The sequence below is a fragment of the Rhodococcus sp. WB1 genome (genome assembly GCF_001700945.1).
GTDB classification, from domain to species: Bacteria; Actinomycetota; Actinomycetes; order Mycobacteriales; family Mycobacteriaceae; genus Rhodococcus; species Rhodococcus aetherivorans.
Window position 1 is genome coordinate 2,659,086 of sequence record NZ_CP015529.1, and the last position, 22,757, is coordinate 2,681,842.

At 72.5% G+C, this 22,757-nt stretch carries 20 protein-coding genes and 1 pseudogene; 3 read left to right on the top strand and 18 right to left on the bottom strand.

Annotated features, from left to right (window positions below):
• Nucleotides 1-164 precede the first annotated feature (164 nt).
• Nucleotides 165-524: pseudogene (locus A4U64_RS28780) on the top strand (rhodanese-like domain-containing protein); the annotation flags it as partial.
• Here A4U64_RS28780 and A4U64_RS29160 read toward each other — a convergent pair.
• From A4U64_RS29160 to A4U64_RS11765, 18 genes are all read right to left on the bottom strand, one after another.
• Nucleotides 424-1,572, bottom strand: a complete 1,149-nt coding sequence (locus A4U64_RS29160) for a phosphatase PAP2 family protein (RefSeq protein ID WP_029543608.1) — start codon at nt 1,570-1,572, stop codon at nt 424-426. The pseudogene A4U64_RS28780 and the gene A4U64_RS29160 sit on opposite strands and share 101 nt — an antisense overlap.
• Nucleotides 1,573-1,686: 114 nt before the next feature.
• Nucleotides 1,687-2,664, bottom strand: a complete 978-nt coding sequence (locus A4U64_RS11685; RefSeq protein ID WP_006937662.1) for an esterase/lipase family protein — start codon at nt 2,662-2,664, stop codon at nt 1,687-1,689.
• Between the two features lie 244 nt (nt 2,665-2,908).
• Complete coding sequence (locus A4U64_RS11690; protein WP_065922579.1) at nt 2,909-4,927, bottom strand: primosomal protein N'; 2,019 nt, start codon at nt 4,925-4,927, stop codon at nt 2,909-2,911.
• Nucleotides 4,928-4,948: 21 nt separating this feature from the next.
• Complete coding sequence (gene metK / locus A4U64_RS11695) at nt 4,949-6,163, bottom strand: methionine adenosyltransferase (RefSeq protein WP_006937654.1); 1,215 nt, start codon at nt 6,161-6,163, stop codon at nt 4,949-4,951.
• A 194-nt stretch (nt 6,164-6,357) separates the two neighbouring features.
• Nucleotides 6,358-7,641, bottom strand: a complete 1,284-nt coding sequence (gene coaBC / locus A4U64_RS11700; RefSeq protein WP_006937650.1) for a bifunctional phosphopantothenoylcysteine decarboxylase/phosphopantothenate--cysteine ligase CoaBC — start codon at nt 7,639-7,641, stop codon at nt 6,358-6,360.
• Nucleotides 7,638-7,940: a DNA-directed RNA polymerase subunit omega gene (rpoZ, locus tag A4U64_RS11705; RefSeq protein WP_003935406.1), complete on the bottom strand. Its 303-nt coding sequence runs from the start codon at nt 7,938-7,940 to the stop codon at nt 7,638-7,640. The genes coaBC and rpoZ overlap by 4 nt, the downstream gene beginning before the upstream one ends.
• Nucleotides 7,937-8,584: a guanylate kinase gene (gene gmk, locus A4U64_RS11710; protein WP_006937649.1), complete on the bottom strand. Its 648-nt coding sequence runs from the start codon at nt 8,582-8,584 to the stop codon at nt 7,937-7,939. The genes rpoZ and gmk overlap by 4 nt, the downstream gene beginning before the upstream one ends.
• A 67-nt stretch (nt 8,585-8,651) precedes the next feature.
• On the bottom strand, nt 8,652-8,972 hold the full coding sequence (mihF, locus tag A4U64_RS11715; RefSeq protein WP_003935409.1) for an integration host factor, actinobacterial type: 321 nt from the start codon (nt 8,970-8,972) through the stop codon (nt 8,652-8,654).
• Nucleotides 8,973-9,395: 423 nt separating this feature from the next.
• Entirely contained in the window at nt 9,396-10,220 is an 825-nt protein-coding gene (gene pyrF, locus A4U64_RS11720) for an orotidine-5'-phosphate decarboxylase (protein WP_029543601.1), read from the bottom strand.
• Entirely contained in the window at nt 10,217-13,606 is a 3,390-nt protein-coding gene (gene carB, locus A4U64_RS11725) for a carbamoyl-phosphate synthase large subunit (RefSeq protein WP_006937639.1), read from the bottom strand. The genes pyrF and carB overlap by 4 nt, the downstream gene beginning before the upstream one ends.
• Nucleotides 13,607-14,770 carry a glutamine-hydrolyzing carbamoyl-phosphate synthase small subunit gene (gene carA, locus A4U64_RS11730; RefSeq protein WP_006937638.1) on the bottom strand — a complete coding sequence of 388 codons (1,164 nt, stop codon included), beginning with the start codon at nt 14,768-14,770 and terminating at the stop codon, nt 13,607-13,609.
• A gap of 96 nt (nt 14,771-14,866) precedes the next feature.
• Nucleotides 14,867-15,373, bottom strand: a complete 507-nt coding sequence (locus A4U64_RS11735) for a PH-like domain-containing protein (protein ID WP_029543596.1) — start codon at nt 15,371-15,373, stop codon at nt 14,867-14,869.
• Nucleotides 15,373-16,692, bottom strand: a complete 1,320-nt coding sequence (locus tag A4U64_RS11740; RefSeq protein ID WP_065922580.1) for a dihydroorotase — start codon at nt 16,690-16,692, stop codon at nt 15,373-15,375. The genes A4U64_RS11735 and A4U64_RS11740 overlap by 1 nt, the downstream gene beginning before the upstream one ends.
• A 65-nt stretch (nt 16,693-16,757) precedes the next feature.
• The gene (locus A4U64_RS11745; protein ID WP_006937625.1) at nt 16,758-17,702 is read right to left on the bottom strand and encodes an aspartate carbamoyltransferase catalytic subunit; all 945 of its coding nucleotides are present in this window, start codon (nt 17,700-17,702) and stop codon (nt 16,758-16,760) included.
• On the bottom strand, nt 17,699-18,298 hold the full coding sequence (gene pyrR / locus A4U64_RS11750) for a bifunctional pyr operon transcriptional regulator/uracil phosphoribosyltransferase PyrR (RefSeq protein ID WP_006937623.1): 600 nt from the start codon (nt 18,296-18,298) through the stop codon (nt 17,699-17,701). The genes A4U64_RS11745 and pyrR overlap by 4 nt, the downstream gene beginning before the upstream one ends.
• A gap of 191 nt (nt 18,299-18,489) precedes the next feature.
• Nucleotides 18,490-18,999: a transcription antitermination factor NusB gene (gene nusB / locus A4U64_RS11755; protein ID WP_006937621.1), complete on the bottom strand. Its 510-nt coding sequence runs from the start codon at nt 18,997-18,999 to the stop codon at nt 18,490-18,492.
• Nucleotides 19,000-19,563, bottom strand: a complete 564-nt coding sequence (gene efp / locus A4U64_RS11760; protein WP_006937620.1) for an elongation factor P — start codon at nt 19,561-19,563, stop codon at nt 19,000-19,002.
• 35 nt (nt 19,564-19,598) lie between these two features.
• Nucleotides 19,599-20,693, bottom strand: a complete 1,095-nt coding sequence (locus tag A4U64_RS11765; protein WP_006937618.1) for an aminopeptidase P family protein — start codon at nt 20,691-20,693, stop codon at nt 19,599-19,601.
• 151 nt (nt 20,694-20,844) lie between these two features.
• Between A4U64_RS11765 and A4U64_RS11770 the strand changes: the two genes are divergently transcribed.
• Nucleotides 20,845-21,405, top strand: a complete 561-nt coding sequence (locus tag A4U64_RS11770) for a B-4DMT family transporter (RefSeq protein WP_029543592.1) — start codon at nt 20,845-20,847, stop codon at nt 21,403-21,405.
• Between the two features lie 72 nt (nt 21,406-21,477).
• The gene (locus A4U64_RS11775; RefSeq protein WP_065922581.1) at nt 21,478-22,698 is read left to right on the top strand and encodes a patatin-like phospholipase family protein; all 1,221 of its coding nucleotides are present in this window, start codon (nt 21,478-21,480) and stop codon (nt 22,696-22,698) included.
• Nucleotides 22,699-22,757 lie beyond the last annotated feature (59 nt).

Below are 22,757 nucleotides of genomic sequence, written 5' to 3' on the forward strand. Positions count from 1 at the left end.
CTGCTCCCGGATCTCGACGACGAATGGTGCCCTCAGTCTAGGGACCGGGCCTGCGGGCGGTGACAGCCGTCCGCGAACCCGAGGGGTCGGGCCGGACGTGACGAATCCCGGCAACCGCCGTGCAGCGTCGATAGGCTGAGCCGATGGCAGAGACGCGAGAACGGATGGCACGGTCCCCCCGTGTGCGCTCGGCGGACCCCGCGGGCGTGCCCTGGCCGGCGGCGCAGGAGCAGGACGTGGTCCTGGTGGACACCACGTGGGGCGAGCTGCAGCCGCTGCAGTGCGCGCCCGGGGTGGTGACCGTCGGTGAGCTGGAACTGACGGAGCTGGTCGCGAACGGAGCCGTGCTCGTCGACACCCGTGTCCCGGACTCGCGCAAGGGCAGGTCCATTCCGGGCGCGGTCAACCTGCCGCACGGCCGGATCACGGAGCTGCGGGACCGGCTCGATCCGTCCCGGGTGTCGATCCTGTTCTGCAACGGCCCGCAGTGCCCGCAGTCCCCGATGGCGATCCGGGAGCTGCTCGAGGCGGGATATCCGGCGTCCTCGCTGGCGTACTACCGCGGTGGCCTGCACGACTGGGTGACGTTGGCGATGCCGCTCGAGCAGGTGGACTGATCTGCGGGGCGAGCCGCGCTCCGCGGCGCGCCTCCCAGGCCCGGGCGGCCAGCGCGGCGAAACCGACGTAGCCCCAGCCGAGCAGCACGTCGACCACGTAGTGTTCGCCGCCGTAGACGAGCGTGAAGGCCATGGCGAGCGGGAACGCCACCAGCAGCGCCCGCATCCAGCCGCGCCGCGCTATCGGCCACAGGGCGACCGCCACGAGCAGCGCGAACGCCGAGTGCAGCGACGGCAGCGCGGCGACCGGGTTGCCCTGCGCCTCCAGCCATCGGGTGCCGACGTCGATCGGCACCACCCCGAAACCGAAGCCGGTGACCCGCCCGACGCCGTCCGGCAGCACGCCCACCTCGGAGGCGTACCACGGTGGGGCCGCCGGCACGAGGATGTAGGTGATCAGTCCGAAGTACGACAGGAGCAGCACCCGTCGCATGTACCCGGCCCAGCGTGACCGCGAGTACAGGTACAGCAGGGCCGCGAGCAACCACGGCACGAGAAAATGGCTGGTGTAGACGACGGCGGTGATCATGGTCCAGCCGGGCCGCTCCCCGTCCGCGCCGAGCAGGCGTTCCTGCAGCCACACCGTCGGGACCGTGCCGCCGAACAGCCAGCTCTCCACGGCGACCGGTTCGTGTACCCGCACGGGCAGGCCGAGTTCGTCGGCGATGCCGCGGGTGTGGTCGTAGACCACGAGCGCCGCGACCAGGGGCAGCCAGTCGACGACGACGCGCACGTGCCCGCGCCACGGCCGGTCGATCGCGAAGGCGATCAGCCCGGCGACGATCCAGGCCGCCTGGTACACCCGGTCGGCGGGGATGCCCATCGTGACGACGGTGCCGATCAGCGCAGCGAGGTACACGCACCGCGCGGCCACCCGGAGGTACTGGCGCGGCGACACCAGCTGCGGCGCCCGCATCACCGCGAGAGCGCGTCCCGGAAGCGAGGGGGGGTTCACCGCTACCTCCCTTCGGCGCGCTGTCCCGGGCGCCGGTGACCGTCGTCCGCAGGGGCTCGTGCCGCCCGCATACCCATGATCGGGGCACCGGGCACGCCCCGGGGGCGGATCGGGTCAGGAGTTGCTCTCGATGATCAGTTCGGGGATGCCCGTGCCGAGCGGCACCGGGACGCACTCGCCGAGGGCGTACCGCTCGGGGGCGAGCGCGTGCCGGATCACGGTGAGCGAGAACGGGTCGTACACCATGTTGAAGTGCCCGGTCTGATCCGGTGGGCACAGGTCCTGGATCATCAGGTTGACCGCCCCGGGTCCGCGCAGCGCCACGTTGGTGGACGGCTGGATGACCTCGTCGACGCGGGATCCGATGGTGGTGTAGCGGACGCCGGGAACGGTGTCGACCGGGGTGTTGAGTTCGGTGAGCAGTTCCGAACCCTGCAGTTGCTGCGCGAGGGCCACCGAGAAGAAGTCCTCGACCGCGTCGGTGGCGCCGGGAGCGGCCACGGCCGCGGTGCCGAGCCCGTAGAAGGTGCCACCGTAGCTCGGCGAGGCCACGCCCACCCAGCGGTCCACGACGGCCGATCCGCCGAGGCGGTTGACGTAGTACCGCGCGACGGTGGCGCCCTGCGAGTAGCCGAGGAGATCGACCTTGTCGGCGCCGGTGTCGGCGCGCACACGCTCGACGAACCCGCCGAGCTGCGCGGCGCTGACCCGGATGTCCCCGGTGCCGTAGTCGTCGGCACCGTCGGCCTTTCCGTAGTCGAGAGCGAAGACGCACCAGCCGGCGTCGGCGAGCATCGGGGCGACCGCGGCCCAGTCCGAGTAGGAGTTGGAGTCGGTGCCGTGGGCGAGGACCACCGGCCGCGGATGGTCCGGGGCGGGCACGCACCCGAAGTCGTTCGACCGCGCCGGCGCCGCCCCGGGGTGGTCTTCGGCGTAGCCGGCGGCCTGGGCATGCGTGGTGGCGACGGGGCCCGGGGTGACGGGCACGAACGCTGTCGATCCCGAGGGCGCGGCGCCCGCGCCGGTGACGGACACGGCGGCCACGGCCGCCGCACCGGCCAGCGCTGCAACGATCCTGCGTGTGCCGTTCACGGCCCCTCCCTTCCGGTCCGCCCGTGCCGGTCCGCACCGTCCGCCACTGGTTCGGTTCACCAGGATCGACCCTGCCCCTGTGATTTATCGTGACACAGTCGCCCTCTCGCGGCATACCGTCTTTCTGCAGGTGGCGGGCGGTTCTGCCGTCCTGTCGCACGGCAGGGTCCTCGCCCTCTCGGGGCACCCGGCCGGGCGGGACACAGCCGGCGCGCACCGTCCCGGCCGGGAGAGACGACGGCCGTCACCCGATGCGCAGCGGATCGATCTGCACCCGCAGCGCGCCCTCACCACGGCGGGCACTGCGGGCGGCCTGCGCCTCGCGCAACGCCCGGCCGAGGGCGAGGCCCCGACCGCGCGGCACCCGGATCACCATGCGCTGCACCTCGTCCGGCTCGGGATCGTCGGCCCCGAACGGTAACCGCTCCCCCGGCGGCAACGGCACCGGACCGAGCACCTCCGCCTCCGGCGGCAGCGTCGCGGCGGCCAGCAGGTCGGCGACCGCGGCCGCGGTGCCGTCGACCGCGGCCATGTGCACCGCGGGCGGGAAACCGACCTCGGCGCGCTCGGCGAGCTGGGACTGCGCGTGCCCGATCGGGTCCCACCGCACCAGCGCCTGCACGGTGGGAATGCCGGAGTCGGCCACGACGACGACCTGGCCGCCGTCGGCGAAGGGCCGCACCAGCGACGACGCGGTGAGCCAGCGGCGCATCGTCTCCTCGGCGGCCCGCAGGTCCGCGCGGCCGAGCAGCGCCCACCCGTCGAGCAGCAGCGCCGCGCCGTACCCGCCGGCGGTGACGGGCTCGGCACCCACGGTGGCGACGACGAGCGCAGGCCCCTCCGGGGCGGTGGCCTTGACCTCCGCCCCGCCGGAGGTGACCACCGGGACACCGGGAAAGGCCCGGCCGAGTTCCTCCGCGGTGCGCCCGGCGCCGACCACGACGGCGCGCAGCGCGCGGGCGCCGCACGCGTGGCAACGATGGGTGGCGTCGGTGATGCCGCACCACCGGCAGGCGGGCGTCGCGGCGCCGTCCGGGCCGGCCGCCTGCGGCAACGCGAGCGGGCCGTTGCAGTGCCGGCAGCGGGCCGGGGTCCGGCACTTGGCGCACGCCAGCGCGGGCACGTAGCCGCGGCGTGGCACCTGCACCAGCACCCCCCGGTCGGCCTTCAGGGCGGCGCGGGCGGCGGCGAACGCGATGGCCGGCAGGCGGGCGGCGCGGGCGGCGGGATCGCGTGCGAGCGCCTGGTCGCTGTCGGCGAGCGCAGTGATCTTCGGAGCGCAGGCCCGGACGACGTCGCGGGGCGCGGAGAGGTCGTGGGCCCACCCGGCGTCGACGAGGGCCTGGGTCTCGGCGGTGCGGGCGTGCCCGGCCAGGACGACGGCGGCGCCGGCGGCGTGGGCCCGCAGCAGCGCCACCTCCCGCGCGTGCGGGTACGGCGCGCGCGGCTCGGAGTGCAGGTCGTCGCCGTCGTCCCACACCACGATCAGCCCGACGGCCGGGGTGGGGGCGAACACCGCGGCCCGGGTCCCGACGACGATGCGGGCGGTGCCGCGCAACGCGGCGAGCCAGCGCCGGTAGCGCACGGCCGGACCGAGCCCTGCGGCGAGCCCGACGACGCAGTCGGCGCCGGCGAGGTCGGTACAGGCCGCCACGACCCGGTCGAGGTCGCGCTGATCGGGTACCACGAGCACCGCGGCGTGCCCGGTGGCGGCGACCGACGCGGCGAGTTCGGCCAGGCGGCGGGGCCAGTCCTCCCCCGGCAGCGCCTGCCAGGCCGCGCGGGGGGTGCGGCCGGCGGCGAGGGCGTCGAGGAAGTTCTCGCCGTGCCGGTACCGGGCCCAGGCGGCCCGGTCGACCTCCGGCGCGGCGGGCGGTGCGGCGGGCGGCGGGTCCTCCGCCTCGACCCGCGCGTGCCGCGGCGGCACCGCCAGCCGCAGCACGTCGGCGCGGGTGCCGGCGTAGCGGGCGGCGACCGCGTCGGCGAGGGCGGCGATCTCCGGGGTCAGCACGACCTCCGGGGAGACGATCCGGTCGAGCCAGCCGAGCCGGCCGGTGTGCTCGCTGCTCGGGGCCCGGGCCAGCAGGAAGCCGTCGACGAGCCGGCCGGCGAACCGGACGCGCACCCGCACGCCCACCCGCGCCTCGGCATCGAGCTCACGCGGGATCAGATAGTCGAACTCGCGGTCGAGATGCGGCAGCGGCAGCAGCGGCAGGATCCGCGCCACCGGATCCGTCTCGGCGGCGGTCCTGTCGGTGGCCACCCGGACCCCTGACGGGGCGGGTTACAGACCGGCGGCGGCGCGCAGCTTCTCGGCCCGGTCGGTGTTCTCCCACGGCAGGTCGATGTCGGTGCGGCCGAAGTGCCCGTACGCGGCGGTCTGCGCGTAGATCGGACGCAGCAGGTCCAGGTCCCGGATGATCGCGCCGGGCCGCAGATCGAACACCTCGGTGATCGCCTGCTGGATCCGCGCCGGGTCGGTCTTCTCGGTGCCGAAGGTCTCGACGAACAGCCCCACCGGGGCGGCCTTGCCGATCGCGTACGCCACCTGCACCTCGAGCCGGCCGGCCAGGCCCGCTGCCACGGCGGTCTTGGCCACCCAGCGCATCGCGTAGGCCGCCGAGCGGTCCACCTTCGACGGGTCCTTGCCCGAGAACGCGCCGCCACCGTGACGGGCCATGCCGCCGTAGGTGTCGACGATGATCTTGCGGCCGGTCAGGCCCGCATCGCCCATCGGGCCGCCGAGCACGAACGACCCGGACGGGTTCACCAGCAGCCGCACCTCGGCGGTGTCGAGCCCGGCCAGGCTCGGATCCGCCAGCACCGCCTCGACGACGTGGGTGCGCAGATCCGGGGTGAGCAGGTTGTTCAGGTCGATGTCCGCCGCGTGCTGGGTGGAGATCACCACCGTGTCCAGCCGCACCGGCCGGTCACCGTCGTACTCGATGGTGACCTGGGTCTTGCCGTCCGGCCGCAGGTACGGCAGCACCCCGGTCTTGCGGACCTCGGTGAGCCGGCGCGAGAGCCGGTGCGCCAGCGCGATGGGCAGCGGCATCAGTTCCGGGGTGTCCGAGCAGGCGTAGCCGAACATCAGGCCCTGGTCGCCGGCGCCCTGCAGCGCCACCTCGTCGTCGGTGAGCACCCCGGAACGCGCCTCGTGCGAGACGTCGACGCCGCCGGCGATCTCCGGGGACTGCGCGCCGATGGCGATGTTCACCCCGCAGGAGTTGCCGTCGAAACCCTTCGAGGACGAGTCGTACCCGATCTCGAGGACCCGGTCGCGCACGATCTTCGGGATGTCCGCGTAGGCCGAGGTGGTGACCTCGCCGACCACGTGCACCTGCCCCGTGGTCACGAGGGTCTCGACCGCGACACGGGCGCGAGGGTCTTCGGTGAGCAGCGCGTCGAGGACGGAGTCGCTGATCGCGTCACAGATCTTGTCCGGGTGCCCCTCCGTCACGGACTCACTGGTGAAAAGCCGACCGCCGGTCTTGCTCACGGAACTCCCTCTCGACTGGTTGTGTCTAGCTCGAACGAACGAACTGATGTCAACGATATGGGCGACGCTACTGTTCCGGTCGCGCCGGCGCGAGACTTTCGCTCACGGGCGCGCCGCCCCGGGGGTCACGGGCGCGCCGCCCCGGGGGTCACGGGCGCGCCGCCCCGGGGGTCACGGGCGCGCCGCCCCGGGGGTCACGGACGTTCCGGCGCCAGCAGCGGCCGCAGTGCGTCGAGGACACGGCTGGCCATCAGCGCCTTGGAGCCGTGCGCGAGGGCGGTCTCGGAACCGTCCGCGGCCAGCAACCAGCCGTCGTTGTGGTCGACCTCGAACGCCTTCCCATCGCCGACGGCGTTCACGACCAGCAGGTCGCAGCCCTTGCGGGCCAGCTTGGCGCGGGCGTGGGTGAGGACGTCGCCCTCGGCGTCGCCCGTTTCGGCGGCGAAGCCGACGATGACGGTGCTCGCCGGCAGCGTGCCCTCGGTGCGGGCGGTCACCAGCCCGGCGAGGATGTCCTCGTTCTTGGTCAGCGCGATCGCGTCCGGCTCACCCCGGCCCTTCTTGATCTTGCTGGTGGCGAAGGTGGTGGGCCGGAAGTCGGCGACGGCCGCGGACATGACGACCGCATCGGCGCCGGCGGCGTGCTTGGTGACCGCGGCCTGCATCTGGGCGGCGGTCTGCACCCGCACCACGTCCACCGCGGCAGGGTCGGCCAGGCCGGCCACGGCCCCGGCGACGAGGGTGACGTCGGCGCCGCGCTGGGCGGCCAGCCGGGCGAGGGCGTAGCCCTGCTTGCCGGAGCTGCGGTTGCCGAGGAACCGGACCGGGTCCAGCGGTTCGCGGGTGCCGCCGGCGGAGACGACGATGCGCCGGCCGGTCAGGTCCCGCGGCAACGCGTCGGGCCGTTCGAGCAGCAGCGACGCCAGGCCGAAGATCTCGTCGGGCTCGGGCAGCCGGCCGGCGCCGGTGTCGTGCCCGGTGAGCCGGCCGGAGGCGGGCTCGACGACGACGACGCCGCGACGGCGCAGGGTGGCGACGTTGTCCACCGTCGCGGGGTGTTCCCACATCTCGGTGTGCATCGCCGGCGCGAACACGACCGGGCACCGCGCGGTGAGCAGCGTGGCGGTGAGCAGGTCGTCGGCGCGGCCGTGGGCGGCGCGGGCCATCAGGTCGGCGGTGGCGGGGGCGACGACGACGAGGTCGGCCTCCTGCCCGAGCCGCACGTGCGGCACCTGCGGCACGTCGGCGAACACGCCGGTGTGCACGGGGTTGCCGGACAGGGCCTCGAAAGTGGCGCGGCCGACGAACTCGAGCGCCGAGTCCGTCGGGATGACCCGTACGTGGTGTCCGCTCTCGGTGAAGGCGCGGATCAGCGCACAGGCCTTGTACGCGGCGATGCCGCCGCCGACGCCGATGACGACGCGGCGGCGCTGCCCGAATTCCGAGTGGTCCGCGGTGCCCGCGGCGCGCTGGCTCACTCGCCTTCGGCGTGCTCGAGCAGGTCTGCGTGGATCTCCCGCAGCGCGATCGACAGCGGCTTCTCCTGCAGGCCCGGCTCGACGAGCGGGCCGACGTACTCGAGAATGCCGTCGCCGAGCTGGTTGTAGTAGTCGTTGATCTGCCGGGCGCGCTTGGCCGCGTAGATCACCAGCGCGTACTTCGAGGAGGTGCGCTCGAGCAGCTCGTCGATGGGCGGGTTGGTGATGCCCAGCGGGGTGTCGTAGGCCGGCAGGTCGTGCCCGGCGGTGTCGGACACGGCTGCTTGGGTGCTGCTCACTCGGTATTCTCCTGTGTCGTTCCGGAGCTCTGGCGGGGTCCGGGGTTCGGGGTCGAGGCCGGGGATGTGGTGATCGGCCGCGGACGGTCGGCGGGATCGTCGCGGGGACCGACCAACAAGGATACCAATTCGTCGCACGCGCGGTCGACGTCCTCGTTCACGATCACCGTGTCGAACTCGTCGCGCGCGTCGAGTTCGGTCCGGGCGGTCTCGAGCCGGCGGCGGACGACCTCGTCCGATTCGGTGCCACGGCCGGTGAGTCGGGCGACCAGCACATCCCAGCTCGGCGGCGCCAGGAAGGCCAGCACGGCCTCCGGCATGGCGGCGCGCACGGACCGGGCGCCGGTGAGGTCCACCTCGACGAGCACGGGGCGTCCCGAGGCGAGCGCGTCCCGCACGGGCCCCGCGGGAGTGCCCGAGCGTTGCAGACCGCCGTGGATCTCGGCCCACTCGAGCAGGTCCCCGGACTCGATCATCCGATCGAAGTCGTCGCGGCTGACGAAGTGGTAGTCCACCCCGTTCACCTCGCCGGGCCGGGGATCGCGGGTGGTGGCCGACACGCTGAACAGCAGGTCGGGCACCCGGCTGCGGAGCCGGCGGACAACGGTCGACTTCCCGACGGCGGAGGGGCCGGCCAGCACCACCAGCCGGCCCCTCCGCGTCGTGGAACCGCTGTCCGACACGGTGTGTGCGTCAGCTACCACCGGTCGCTCAGGCGTCGAAGTCGAACCTGGCGAGCAGCGCCTTGCGCTGACGGTCGCCCAGGCCGCGCAGGCGACGCGTCGGGGCGATCTCGAGCTCGGTCATGATTTCCTGCGCCTTGACCTTGCCCACCTTCGGCAGGGCCTCGAGCAGGGCGGACACCTTCATCTTGCCGAGGATCTCGTCGTTCTCGGCATCGGCCAGGACCTGCTTGAGGTCGGTGCCGCCGCGCTTCAGGCGGTCCTTGAGCTCAGCCCGGGCGCGACGGGCAGCAGCCGCCTTCTCCAGAGCAGCGGCGCGCTGCTCGTCGGTCAGCTGGGGAAGGGCCACGGTTCCTCCGTCTCATCGTTGGCAAACAGTCTCATCCGCCGGTTAACCAGCGGCGATAGCGACCGTACTCACGCCGGACGACGATTGCGAACCCACCCCCCGCCGTTTCGGCTCGAAAACACGTGCGGTAGTGCGCCCGGATCGCCGTCCCCGACCCGGTCCGGCCGGGCCCCGCGGGCACCGTCCACCACCTCGGCGAACACGGCATCACCGCAGGTAGAGGCGCTGCGCTCGGCGTGGCGGGCCGGTGCGGGCGTCCGCCTGCGAGGCGACGCCGACGCCGGCTCGTCCCGGCCGGAAACGGATCGGAAAAATTTCCGCGCGCGAGCGTGTCGGGGCGCTCCCACCTGCGTCGGAACGGACATTCGACCCGGATCCGGGAATCGGATCCGGGCCGAGCCGGAGGTGGCGGTGCGGGGCCGGTCAGGCCCGCAGAAAGGCGAACGAGTCCACGGTGCGGGCCACGGCGCCGCGCAGCGCCGCGACCGTCGGGCCCGCCCGCAGCACCTCGCGAGAGACGTTCGGCACGACGGCGTCGAGGTGCTCGCCCGCCAGACGGCGCACGTCGTCGGCGGTGCCGCCCTGGGCGCCCACGCCGGGCATCAGGATCGGCCCGTGCAGCGCGCTCAGGTCCGGCGCCCGGGTGAGGGTCGCCCCGACGACGACACCCACCGAGCCGAGGGTGTCGGCGCCGGCGTTGCGGGCCGCGGCCTCGTCGACCATCACCTGCGCGACGCTGCGCCCGTCGGAGACGCGCGCGTGCTGCACCTGCGCCCCCTCCGGGTTGGAGGTGGCCGCGAGGACGAACACCCCGCGCCCGTCGGCGGTGCGGCGCAGCGCCGGCTCGAGCGACCCGAACCCCAGGTACGGCGAGACGGTGACCGCGTCGGACCCGAGTGGGGACGCGTCGGTCAGCCACGTGCGGGCGTAGGCGTCCATCGTCGAACCGATGTCGCCGCGCTTGGCGTCCGCGAGGACGAGGGTGCCGGTGCCCCGCAGCGCCGCGACGGTGCGTTCGAGCACCGCGATGCCCGCGGAACCGAACGCCTCGAAGAACGCGACCTGCGGCTTGACCACGGCCACCTGCCCGGCGAAGGCGTCGACGCACGCCTCCGCGAACCGCTCGAGACCCGCGACGTCGACCGTCAGCCCCCAGTCGGTGAGCAGTTCCGGGTGCGGGTCGATGCCGACGCACAGCGGCCCGCGCTCGGCGAGGGCCGCGTGCAGGCGCTGCCCGAACGTCGTCACGACGCCGGGCCCGTGGTGCCGTCGGGCAGGCCGCCGACGCCGGCGGATTCCGCCGCCGCGTCCTCGCGGAGCCCGGCGTGCATCTCCTGCAGCGAGCGGACCCCGATGTCGCCACGGATGGCGGCCTCGATGCCCTGGACGGCCGCGGAGGCACCCTGCACGGTGGTGATGCACGGGATGTTCGCGGCGACGGCGGCGGTGCGGATCTCGTAGCCGTCGATGCGCGGCCCGGAATTGCCCCACGGGGTGTTGATCACCATGTCGACCTCGCCGGCGCGGATCTTCTCGACGATGGTGTGTGCCCCCTCGGGCCGCTCCTCCTCCGACACCTTGTACACGTGCTCGCACGGGATGCCGTTGCGGCGCAGCACCTCCGCGGTGCCGATCGTGGCGAGCACCCGGAAGCCGAGGTCGGCGAGCCGCTTGACGGGGAAGATCAGCGACCGCTTGTCCTTGTTGGCGACCGAGACGAACACCGAGCCGGAGGTGGGCAGCGACCCGTAGGCGGCGGTCTGGCTCTTGGCGAACGCGGTGCCGAAGTCGTCGTCGATGCCCATGACCTCGCCGGTGGACTTCATCTCCGGGCTGAGCAGCGAGTCGATGCCGGTGCCGTCGGCGCGGCGGAACCGGTTGAACGGCAGCACCGCCTCCTTCACCGCGACGGGAGCGTCGGCCGGGGCGTGCCCGCCGTCGCCGTGGGCGGGCAGAATGCCCTCGGCGCGCAAGTCGGCGATGGTTTCGCCCATCATGACCCGGGCGCAGGCCTTGGCGAGCTGCACCGCGGTGGCCTTCGAGACGAACGGCACGGTGCGGGAGGCGCGCGGGTTGGCCTCGAGCACGTAGAGGATGTCGTCCTTGAGGGCGTACTGCACGTTGAGCAGGCCCTTGACGCCGATGCCGCGCGCGAGGGCCTCGGTGGAGCGGCGCACGTTCTCGAGATCGGAGCGGCCGAGGGTGATCGGCGGCAGCGCACACGACGAGTCGCCGGAGTGGATGCCGGCCTCCTCGATGTGCTCCATGATGCCGCCGATGTAGACGTCGGTGCCGTCGCACAGAGCGTCGACGTCGATCTCGACCGCGTCGTCGAGGAAGCGGTCGACCAGCACCGGGCGGTCCTCGGAGATCTCGGTGGCGCGGGAGATGTAGTTCTCGAGCGCCGTCTCGTCGTAGACGATCTCCATGCCGCGCCCGCCGAGCACGTAGGACGGGCGGACCAGCACCGGGTAGCCGATGCCGGCGGCGATCTCACGGGCGCCCTCGAAGGTGGTGGCGGTGCCGAACTTCGGCGCCGGCAGGCCCGCCTCGGTGAGCACCCGGCCGAACTCGCCACGGTCCTCGGCCAGATCGATGGCCTCCGGGCTGGTGCCGACGATCGGCACCCCGGCAGCCTTCAGCCGCCGCGCGAGCCCGAGCGGGGTCTGGCCGCCGAGCTGGACGATGACGCCGGCGACGGTGCCGGACTGCGACTCGGCCCGGTACACCTCGAGGACGTCCTCGAAGGTGAGCGGCTCGAAGTAGAGGCGGTCGGCGGTGTCGTAGTCGGTCGAGACCGTCTCGGGGTTGCAGTTGACCATGACGGTCTCGTAGCCGGCCTGCGACAGGGTCAGGGCAGCGTGCACGCACGAGTAGTCGAACTCGATGCCCTGGCCGATGCGGTTGGGGCCCGAGCCGAGGATGAGCACCTTCGGCCGCTCGTGCTGCTCGGCGACCTCGGTCTCGGCGTCCGGGTCGAGCTCGTACGTCGAGTAGTGGTACGGGGTCCTGGCCTCGAACTCGGCGGCGCAGGTGTCGACGGTCTTGTACACCGGGTGCACGCCGAGCTGCTCGCGCAGGGCACGCACCGCGTCCTCGTCGCCGAGTTCGGGGCGCAGCGCCGCGAGCTGCCGGTCGGAGAAACCGTGGTGCTTGGCGAAGCGCAGTTCCCGCGCACCGAACGTCCCGGCGGCGCGCACCTTCTCCCCCAGCTCGACGATCTGCTGGATCTGGTCGAGGAACCACGGGTCGATCTTGGTGGCGTCGAACAGCTGCTCGACGGTGGCGCCGAGCTCGAAGGCCTTGGCGATGCCGTAGAAGCGGCCGTCGTGCGGGACCTTCAGCTCCTCGAGCAGGCTTCCGAGATCTTCCGTCTCGACCTCGGGGCCGGTCCAGAACCCGGACCGCTTGGTCTCGAGCGACCGCAGGACCTTGCCGAACGCCTCGGTGAAGTTGCGGCCGATGGACATGGCCTCACCCACCGACTTCATGGTGGTGGTCAGGGTGCCGTCGGCGCCGGGGAACTTCTCGAACGCGAACCGCGGGGCCTTGACGACGACGTAGTCGAGCGTCGGCTCGAAACAGGCCGGCGTCTCCCTGGTGATGTCGTTGACGATCTCGTCGAGGGTGTAGCCGATGGCGAGCTTGGCGGCCATCTTCGCGATCGGGTAGCCGGTGGCCTTCGACGCCAGCGCGGACGAGCGCGACACGCGCGGGTTCATCTCGATCACCACGAGGCGACCGTCGCGCGGATCCATCGCGAACTGGATGTTGCAACCGCCGGTGTCGACGCCGACCTCGCGCAGGATCGCGATCGACAGGTCGCGCATCTCCTGGTACTCGCGGTCGGTCAGGGTCATCGCCGGCGCGACGGTGACCGAGTCGCCGGTGTGGACGCCGACCGGGTCGACGTTCTCGATCGAGCAGACGATCACGACGTTGTCGCGGCCGTCGCGCATGAGCTCGAGCTCGTACTCCTTCCAGCCGAGGATGGACTCCTCGATGAGCACGTTCGCGGTCGGCGAGGCGGCGAGGCCGCCGCCGGCGATGCGCTCGAGATCGGCCTCGTCGTAGGCCATGCCGGAGCCGAGGCCGCCCATGGTGAACGACGGGCGCACCACGACGGGGTAGCCGAGTTCGGCGACGGTGTCGCGCACCTCGTCCATCGTGTAGCAGACCCGCGAGCGCGCGGACTCGCCCCCGCACTTGGCGACGATGTCCTTGAACTTCTGCCGGTCCTCGCCGCGCTGGATGGCGTCGAAGTCGGCGCCGATGAGCTCGACGTCGTACTTGGCGAGGATGCCCTGCTCGTGCAGGGCGACTGCGGTGTTGAGCGCGGTCTGCCCGCCCAGGGTGGCCAGCACCGCGTCGATCGGGGTGCCCTTGGCCTGCTCGGCGGCGATGACCTTCTCGACGAACTCGGCGGTGATCGGCTCGACGTAGGTGGAGTCGGCGAACTCCGGGTCGGTCATGATCGTCGCCGGGTTGGAGTTGACGAGGGAGACCCGCAGGCCCTCCTCGCGCAGCACCCGGCACGCCTGCGTGCCGGAGTAGTCGAACTCGCAGGCCTGGCCGATGACGATCGGGCCGGAGCCGATGACGAGGATGTGGGAGAGATCGGTACGGCGTGGCATTTAGTTCTTCTCTCCCTCGAGCATGCTGGTGAACCGGTCGAACAGGTAGGAGGCGTCGTGCGGGCCGGCCGCCGCCTCGGGGTGGTACTGCACGGAGAAGGCGGACCCGTCGAGCAGGCGCACGCCCTCGACGGCGCCGTCGTTGGCGCAGGTGTGGCTGATCACGGCCCGGCCGTAGGGCGTGTCGAACTCCTGCCCCGCTTCGCCCTCGAGCGCGAAGCCGTGGTTCTGGGCGGTGATGGCGATGCGGCCGGTCTCGTGCTCGATCACGGGGATGTTGATGCCGCGGTGGCCGAACTTCATCTTGTAGGTGCCCAGGCCGAGGGCGCGGCCGAGGATCTGGTTGCCGAAACAGATGCCGAACAGCGGCAGTCCCTGCCCGAGCACCTCCTTGGTCAGGTGCACCGCGCCGTCCGCGGTGGCCGGGTCGCCGGGGCCGTTCGAGAGGAAGACCCCGTCGGCCTTCAGGTCCAGGATGTCGTGCAGCGTCGCGGTGGACGGCAGCACGTGCACGCGCATGCCGCGCTGGGCGAACATCCGCGGGGTGTTGGTCTTGATCCCGAGGTCGATCGCGGCGACGGTGAAGCGGGCCTCGCCGTCGGGCTCGACGACGTAGCCGCTCGTGGTGGTGACCTCACCGGCCAGGTCGGCGCCGAGCATCGACGGCTGGCTCCGCACCCGATCCAGCAGGGTCTGCTCGTCGGCGAGGGCATCACCGGAGAAGACGCCCGCCCGCATCGAGCCGCGGGTGCGCAGGTGCCGCACCAGGGCACGGGTGTCGATCCCGGCGATGCCGACGATGTGCTGCCGCTCGAGCTCGTCCTGCAGGGAGCCGGACGCGCGCCAGCTCGAGGTGCGGCGCGCCGGGTCGCGCACGACGTAGCCGGCGACCCAGATCTTCGCGCCGGCGGGGTCACCGGTGGGCCCGACGGACTCGTTGTCCTCGGTGTTCCACCCGGTGTTGCCGATCTGCGGGGCCGTGGAGACCACGATCTGCCGGTGGTAGCTCGGGTCGGTGAGGGTCTCCTGGTAGCCGGTCATGCCGGTGCTGAACACGGCCTCGCCGAGGGTCTGCCCCACCGCACCGAAGACGGTGCCGCGGAACGTGCGCCCGTCCTCGAGCACCAGGATCGCGGTGTCCGTGTCGAAGTTGTTGCCGCTCATGCGTTCTCTCCGTTCTGCTCGACCTCACCGGAGCTCGCCGCATCAGCCGAAATCTCGCGTACCGTCGTCGCTGTACCAGCCGTCCAGGCTGTCGTCCTAGCTTTCACTGTCCCGGTAATTCTCGTTCGTCTCCTGCACCCACAGGGGGTAGATGGTCTTGTCGTCGCCGCGGAATCCCGTGTCGATCTCGGTGCCGGAGGGCAGCTGCCAGCGGATCACCAGCACACCGTCCTTGGTCATCACCTTCCCGGCGAGGCCCCGTTCGGTGCGGATCGCCCGGATCGAGTCCTGCGGGATCCAGATCGGCGAGGCGCCGTCGCGTTCGAGCAGCACTCCGGCGCGGTAGCGGCTGAGCTCGCCGGCCGCGCGGTGGCCGAGGTCGCCGACGGCGATCCGGTCCTGCCAGCTCGGCGCGAGGGTGCTGCCCACGTACAGGCCTGTGCTCGGGGCCACCAGCTGCTCCCCCAGCTCGGCCGGCACCGGCGGGAGGGCACCGACGGCATCGGCCTGGCGTCGGCCGCGGCCGCGCCAGCCCTTCCACATCAGCAGGGCCAGCACCACCCACAGGGCGACGAAGCCGAGTGTGAGCAACACGCGGTCCATCACCGCACCCCGCTTCCGGTGGCCGGCCGGACCGTGCCGTCGAGCGCGGTGATCCGGCCGCGCAGCACGGTCGCGACGACCTTGCCGGGCAGGGTCATCGCCTCGTACGGCGTGTTGTGCGCGACCGAGGCCAGCTCCGGTCCGCGCACCGTCCACTCGGCGTCGGGGTCGACGAGCACCACGTTGGCCGGCTCCCCCACCTCGAGGGGCCGCCCCTGGTCGTCGAGGCCGACGATCTCGGCGGGCCGTTCGCTCATCACCTTCGCGACGCCGCGCCAGTCCAGCAGCCCGGGGCGGACCATCGTCTCGACGACGATCGACAGGGCCGTCTCGAGGCCGAGCATGCCGGGACGGGCCTGGGAGAACTCGCAGCACTTGTCCTGCTCGGCGTGCGGGGCGTGGTCGGTGGCGACGCAGTCGAGCACGCCCTCGGCCAGGCCGCGGCGCAGCGCCTCGACGTCGGAGCGCTCACGCAGCGGCGGGTTGACGCGGTTGACGCCGTCGTAGGTCTCGAGCCGCGAATCGTCCAGCAGGAGGTGGTGCGGGGTGACCTCGGCGGTGATCGGGATCCCTTGCGCCTTGGCCCATTTCACCAGCTCGACGGTGCCGGCGGTGGAGGCGTGGCAGATGTGCACGCGGGCTCCGGCGTCCCGGGCGAGCAGGGCGTCGCGCGCGACGATGGACTCCTCGGCCGCGCGCGGCCAGCCGGCCAGGCCGAGGCGCGCCGCGGTGGGGCCCTCGTGGGCGACGGCTCCGGCGGTCAGCCGCGGTTCCTCGGCGTGCTGGGCGATGAGGACCCCGAGCGAACTCGAGTACTCGAGCGCCCGGCGCATGATGAGCGGATCGTACACGCAGTGCCCGTCGTCGGAGAACATCCGGACGCGGCCAACGCCGGCGGCCATGGTGCCCATCTCCGCGAGCTGCTTGCCCGCGAGGCCGACGGTGACGGCGCCGACGGGGTGCACATCGACGAGGCCGACCTCCTGCCCGCGCCGCCACACGTGGTCGGTGACGACGACGGAGTCCGCGACGGGGTCGGTGTTGGCCATCGCGAACACCGCGGTGTAGCCGCCGAGCGCCGCCGCGGCGGATCCGGTGTCGATGGTCTCGGTGTCCTCGCGGCCGGGCTCGCGCAGGTGCGAGTGCAGGTCGACGAAGCCGGGCAGCAGGACCCGTCCGGCGCCGTCGATCACCTCGGCGTCGGAGCCGGCATCGAGGTCGGTCCCGATCCCGAGGATCTGCTCGTCGCCGAGCAGCACGTCGGTCGGCGCGCCCTCCCCGTAGACGAGCACGTTGCGGATGAGCACCTGCGGCGACACCGAATCTTCTCCTGTCCCAGTGTTCTTCGTATCCTGCGCGGCTGCGCGGTCCGCGTGCGAGCCGGTCATGCGATCGCGCTCTCCGTGCCGACGAGCAGACGGAACAGCACGGCCATGCGCACGTGCACGCCGTTGCTCACCTGCTGCAGCACCGCGGTCTGCGGGGCGTCGGCGACCGCGGAGGCGATCTCCATGCCGCGCAGCATCGGACCGGGGTGCAGCACCACGGCGTGCTCGCCGAGCATCGCCAGCCGCTTCTCCGACAACCCGTATCCGATCGAGTACTCGCGCGCCGACGGGAAGAACCCGCCGTTCATGCGTTCGGCCTGCACCCGCAGCATGAGCACCGCGTCGAGGCCGGGCAGTTCGGCGTCGAGCGAGTGCGACACGGTCACCGGCCAGGTCTCCACGCCCACCGGCAGCAGCGTGCGGGGCGCGACCAGCACCACTTCGGCGCCGAGCGTGGACAGCAGCAGCGCGTTGGAGCGGGCGACACGGCTGTGCAGGATGTCGCCGACGATCCCGATGCGCCGGCCGGCGATCGACCCGAGCCGCTGCCGGAGGGTCAGCGCGTCGAGCAGGGCCTGCGTGGGGTGTTCGTGGGTGCCGTCGCCGGCGTTGATCACCGCCGGCCCGCCGCCGTTGCCGTCGCCGGTCCAGTCGGCGATGCGGTGCGCGGCGCCCGAGGCGGGGTGCCGCACGATCAACGCGTCCGCGCCGGCGGCGTGCAGGGTCAGCGCGGTGTCGCGCAGCGATTCGCCCTTGGCGACCGACGAGCTCGAGGCGCTGACGTTGATCACGTCCGCGCTCATCCACTTGCCGGCGACCTCGAACGAGACCCGGGTGCGGGTGGAGTTCTCGAAGAACACCGTCATCACGGTGCGGCCCCGCAGGGTCGGCAGCTTGCGCACCTCACGGCCGAGCAGCGCCTGCTCGAACCGTTCGGCCTCGTCGAGAAGCTCGGTCGCGGACGCCTCGGTCAGGTCCGCGATGGAGAGCAGGTGCTTCACGAAATCTTGCCTCCGGAGATCACCACGGCGTCGCGGTCGTCCTGCTCGGTGAGCAGGACCCGCACGTCCTCGGCGCGGGCGGTGGGGACATTCTTGCCGACGTAGTCGGCGCGCAGCGGCAGTTCGCGGTGGCCGCGGTCGACCAGGACGGCGAGCTGCACGGCGCGGGGCCGGCCGAGGTCGCGCAGGGCGTCGAGCGCCGCGCGCACCGAGCGGCCGGAGAACAGGACGTCGTCGACGAGGACGACGAGGGCGTCCTCGACGCCGCCTTCGGGCACCGACGTGCGCTCGAGCGGCCGGTGCGGCTTGGTGCGCAGGTCGTCGCGGTAGAGGGTGATGTCGAGGGAGCCGACGGGCACGGTCACCCCGGAGAACTCGGCGATGCGTTCGGCGAGCCGGTGCGCGAGGGTGGTGCCGCGGGTGGGGATACCGACGAGGACGACGCGGGGGGCCTCGCCCTCGGGGGCGTCGAGCGCGGTCTTCTCGATGATCTGGTGCGCGATGCGGGCGACGGTGCGGCCGACGTCGGCTGCGGAGAGCAATTCGCGGGCCGGACCGGGCGTGGATACCGGCGACCCGTCTTCGGACATGGCCATACTGCGACCTCCTTCTCCGCCTCGCTGGACGGATCGTTAAAGGATGCCTGACGGTGCATCAGCCTAGCAGCGGCCGGTGACCCCCAGACACGGGTGCGGGGTGAGGCGTGCCACAGGCCGCCGTCCCGGTAGCGACGAGCGGGCCCGGCCGGCGACTTCCGTCCCCGGCCGGGCCCGCTCACGTTGCGATGTCAGGGCCGCTCGGACTCCCGCTGCTCGGCCGGCTCGGCGGCGCGCGACGAGGTGGCCGCCGCGGCGGCACGGACCTGGTCGGCGAGCGCCACGATCTGGCCGAGGATGCCGTTGACGAAGGCGGGCGAGTCGTCGGTGGACAGCTGCTTGGCCAGTTCGACGGCCTCGTCGACGGCCACCACCGGCGGCACGTCGGAGGCGTGGAACAGCTCCCACACCGAGATGCGCAGGATCGCCCGGTCCACGGCGGGCAGCCGCTCGAGCGTCCAGTCGTGCAGGTGCTCGGCGATCACCTGGTCGAGCTCGTCGAGATGCTCCGCCACGCCGCGCACGACGGTCTGCGTGTACGGCGGCACCTGGGCGACCTGGTCGTCGGTGACGGCGAGCGCGATGCGGTCGGCCGCGAGACCGACCGGGTCGATGTCGCGGGCTTCGGCCTCGAACAGCAGGTCGACGGCACGCTTACGCGCCTTGTGCCGGGCTCCGAGTTTCTTCTGCGTACCGGACACTCAGGAATTCACTCGCCCGAGGTAGCTGCCGTCACGCGAATCGACCTTGAGCTTGTCGCCGGTGTTGATGAACAGCGGGACCTGGATCTCGGCGCCGGTCTCGAGGGTCGCCGGCTTGGTGCCCCCGGTGGAGCGGTCGCCCTGCAGGCCGGGATCGGTGTGGGTGACCTCGAGTTCGACGGTGACCGGCAGTTCGACGAACAGCGGGGTGCCCTCGTGGGTGGCCACCTGCACCTGCATGTTCTCGAGCAGGAACTTCGCGCCGTCGCCCAGGGTCTCCTCGTTGATGGAGATCTGGTCGTAGGTCTCGCCGTCCATGAACACGTAGTCGGTGCCGTCGTGGTACAGGTACGTCATGTCGCGGCGGTCCACGGTGGCGGTCTCGACCTTCACCCCGGCGTTCCAGGTCTTGTCGACGGTCTTGCCGGAGAGCACGTTCTTGATCTTCGTACGGACGAACGCCGGCCCCTTGCCGGGCTTGACGTGCTGGAACTCGATGATCTGCCACAGCTGACCATCGATCTTCAGCACGAGCCCGTTCTTGAAATCGCTGGTATCGGCCACTTGGTTTCGCGTCTCCTAGAGTCGAGGTACCGCCCTCATACGACGGTCAATGTCTTGTCGGTGAGTGTGAGCAGCTCCGGTCCCTGCTCACGCACCACGAGCGTGTCCTCGATCCGCACGCCTCCGCGCCCGGAGAAGTACACGCCCGGTTCGACGGTCACCGCCGCACCGCAGGCAAGTGTACCGGTCGCCGCCTGGCCGATTCCGGGTGCTTCGTGGATCTCCAGACCGACCCCGTGGCCGAGTCCGTGCAGGAACAGATCACCGTGCCCGGCGTCGGCGATGACGCCGCGGGCCGCGGCGTCCACGGCGGCCAGGTCGACGCCCGGCACGAGCGCCGCCCGCCCGGCCGCCTGGGCGCGCGCGACGAGGTCGTACACCTCCCGCTGCCAGTCGGCGGCCCGCGCGAGGACGTAGGTGCGGGTCATGTCGGAGTGGTATCCCCCGACCTGCGCGCCGAAGTCGAGCTTGACGAAGTCCCCGGCGGCGAGCACCGCGTCGGTGGGCCGGTGGTGCGGCACAGCCGAGTTCGCCCCGGTCGCGACGATCGTCTCGAAGGAGATGCCGTCGGCGCCGTGGTCGAGCATGCGGGCCTCGAGATCGCGGCCGACCTGCCGTTCGGTGCGGCCCGGGCGCAGCCCGCCGGCGGCGACGAGGTCGGCCAGCGCCCGGTCCGCGGCGGCGCACGCCGCCTTCAGCAGCCCGACCTCGTGTTCGTCCTTGACCATGCGCAACTGCTCGACCAGCCGGGGCGCGGGCGTGAGGGTGAGCGGGCTGTCCAGCCCCGCCCAGCGCACGTGCTGTTCGACGGTGACGATGTGGCTCTCGAAGCCCCACCGGGCCGGCGTGGCCGCGGAACCGACCAGGTGATCGGCGCTGGCGCGGGCGATCCGGGCCCGCAGGTCGGGCACCTGCGCGGCGATCTGGGTGAGGTAGCGGCCGTCGGTGCACACGACGGTGCGGGACTCGTCGGCGTCGTCGTCGGCGGTGACGAGCAGCGCGGCGTTCGAACCGGTGAAGCCGGTGAGGTAGCGGATGTTGAGCAGGTCCGTCACCAGGAGCGCATCGAGGTCCCGGTCGGCGAGCAGCCGGCGCAGCGCGGCGCGGCGGGAGGCGTGATCGGCGGGCATGGGCTCAACGTACTCCCGGGGCGGCGGCCGGAACGGCCGCCGCCCGGGCGGTGACGACGAAGGGCAGGACGACGAAGGGCAGGACGATGAGGAGCGGAGACCATGTGGGGCGGAACACACTTCCGCCGATCCAGACGTTACTCTGAGGTACATGAAACCCTGGTTGCTTCGCGGGCTCGGCCTGACCCTCGTGCACGTGCTCGTGCGGGTCCTGCTGGGGGCCGCCCTGGTGCAATGGCCGCTGCAAGGCTCGGTGCTGCGGATGGTCGCGCTGGCCGTCGTCGTGCTCGCCGCGATCGTGTGGGCCGGGCTCGACGGGATCCGCGACCAGCGGGCGCACCCGCAGTCGGAGGACGGTGCGGACCTGACGATGCTGTGGCTGAAGGCGGCGGCGGTCACCGGCCTCGTCGCCGGCCTGCTCACCTGGCTGATCGACACGGTCAGCCCGATCCAGGTCGGGGTCAAGTCGCTGTTCTTCGAACTGACCTCGGGTGCGGCGTTCACCGTGCTGCTGGTGTACGTCCCCGCGACGGCCGCGGTGATGCTCGGGCGGTTCCTGGTGCGCCGGGAGCAGCGCAAGTCCGCGCCGAAGGCGAAGCCCGACGCCGGGCCGGCGCCGGTCGGGGCGGCCGCGGCGCCGGATCCGGGGTGGCGCGACGACGACGCCCCGACCGAGGTGTTCGAGCGGATCGATCCGGACCGCCGCCCCTAGCGTCTCCCGATCGGACCGGGCCGGTTGCGGAATCGGGTCCGTGGCCGGAGGTCGGCAGGTACCGTTCCGCCCATGGCCGGACGCGGGGCGCGCGGTACCCACGGACGCCGGCGGACGGCGCTGGTCGTCGCGGGCGCGGGCGCGCGCGGTGCCTATCAGGCCGGGGCGATCACCTCCCTGCTTCCCCGGATGACGCGGCACGGCGCAGCGCCCGCGATCCTCGTCGGGACCAGCGCGGGCGCGATCAACGTGCTCGGGCTCGCCGCGTTTGCCGACGAGGGACTGCCCACGGCCGCGGAACGGGTCGTGGACCTGTGGACCGGGGTGGGCTCGTCCGACGTGTACTCGTCGGTGCACAGCCTTCTCGGCACCGGCGCGGCCTTCCTGGGCCAGGCGATCGGCTTTCCCCGCACGCGTCTCGTCAGCCTGCTCGATACGACCCCGATCCGGGGAACCCTGCAGCGCCTCGTCCCGTGGACCCGGCTGCACGAGAACATCCGGGCCGGGTTGGTGGACGCGGTCGCCGTCGCGACGACGTCCGTGGCCACCGGCGGGACGGTGGTGTTCGTGGAGAAGAACGATTCGGTGCGCCTGCCCGAGTACGACATCCGCCGCAACATCAGCTACGTCGAGACGACGCTGACCGTCGACCACCTGCTGGCCTCCTCGGCGGTCCCGATCCTGTTCCGGCCCATCCACGTCACCGACCGATGCGCCCCGCAGCGCTCCGGCTGGTACATCGACGGCGGACTGCTGCTCAACACCCCGATCAAACCCGCGCTGCTGCTGGGCGCGAACGACGTCGGCGTCGTGGCGACGCAGCCGCGGGTGTGGCCCCCGCCGGTCGCGGCGCGCACCGGGAGGCACCGGCCGGCGCCTCCCGACGTGGCCGGCGTCGCGGCCCTGGCACTGCGCGCGATGCTCGGCTACCGGATGATCGAGGATCTGCACACGCTCGAATTCCGCAACGCACGGATCGCGCAGACCCGCGCGGTGTCCCCGACCGACCGTCCCATCGGGATCGACTTCGCCGGCCCACCACCGGGCCAGGCCGGCCGGATCGCCGAGATCGCGGAGGACGTGGTGCGTCGCCGGCCCGCCGTGCGCCGGTTCCTGCGCAACCCCGCGCCGTCCGTCGTCGCGCGGCTGGTCGGCGGCGATGACGAGGATCGCGGAGACCTGCTCAGCTTCCTGCTGTTCGACCCGGAGTTCACCTCCGCGATCGCCGACCTGGGCCGGGAACACGGCGCCGAACCGAGCTCCGCGCCGGCCGTGGAGGGCATCCGGGCGTGATCCGCGCCCGGGCCGGAATCGGACGGGACGGGCGGAACGGACCGATTATGCGAGGAGTC

Excerpts from the sequence above, each read along its gene's own strand:
- carB (WP_006937639.1), bottom strand. The coding sequence starts at position 13,606 with ATGCCACGCCGTACCGATCTCTCCCACATCCTCGTCATCGGCTCCGGC.
- carA (WP_006937638.1), bottom strand. The coding sequence starts at position 14,770 with ATGAGCGGCAACAACTTCGACACGGACACCGCGATCCTGGTGCTCGAG.
- A4U64_RS11735 (WP_029543596.1), bottom strand. The coding sequence starts at position 15,373 with ATGGACCGCGTGTTGCTCACACTCGGCTTCGTCGCCCTGTGGGTGGTG.
- pyrR (WP_006937623.1), bottom strand. The coding sequence starts at position 18,298 with ATGGCCATGTCCGAAGACGGGTCGCCGGTATCCACGCCCGGTCCGGCC.
- A4U64_RS11765 (WP_006937618.1), bottom strand. The coding sequence starts at position 20,693 with ATGCCCGCCGATCACGCCTCCCGCCGCGCCGCGCTGCGCCGGCTGCTC.
- A4U64_RS11770 (WP_029543592.1), top strand. The coding sequence starts at position 20,845 with ATGAAACCCTGGTTGCTTCGCGGGCTCGGCCTGACCCTCGTGCACGTG.
- A4U64_RS11775 (WP_065922581.1), top strand. The coding sequence starts at position 21,478 with ATGGCCGGACGCGGGGCGCGCGGTACCCACGGACGCCGGCGGACGGCG.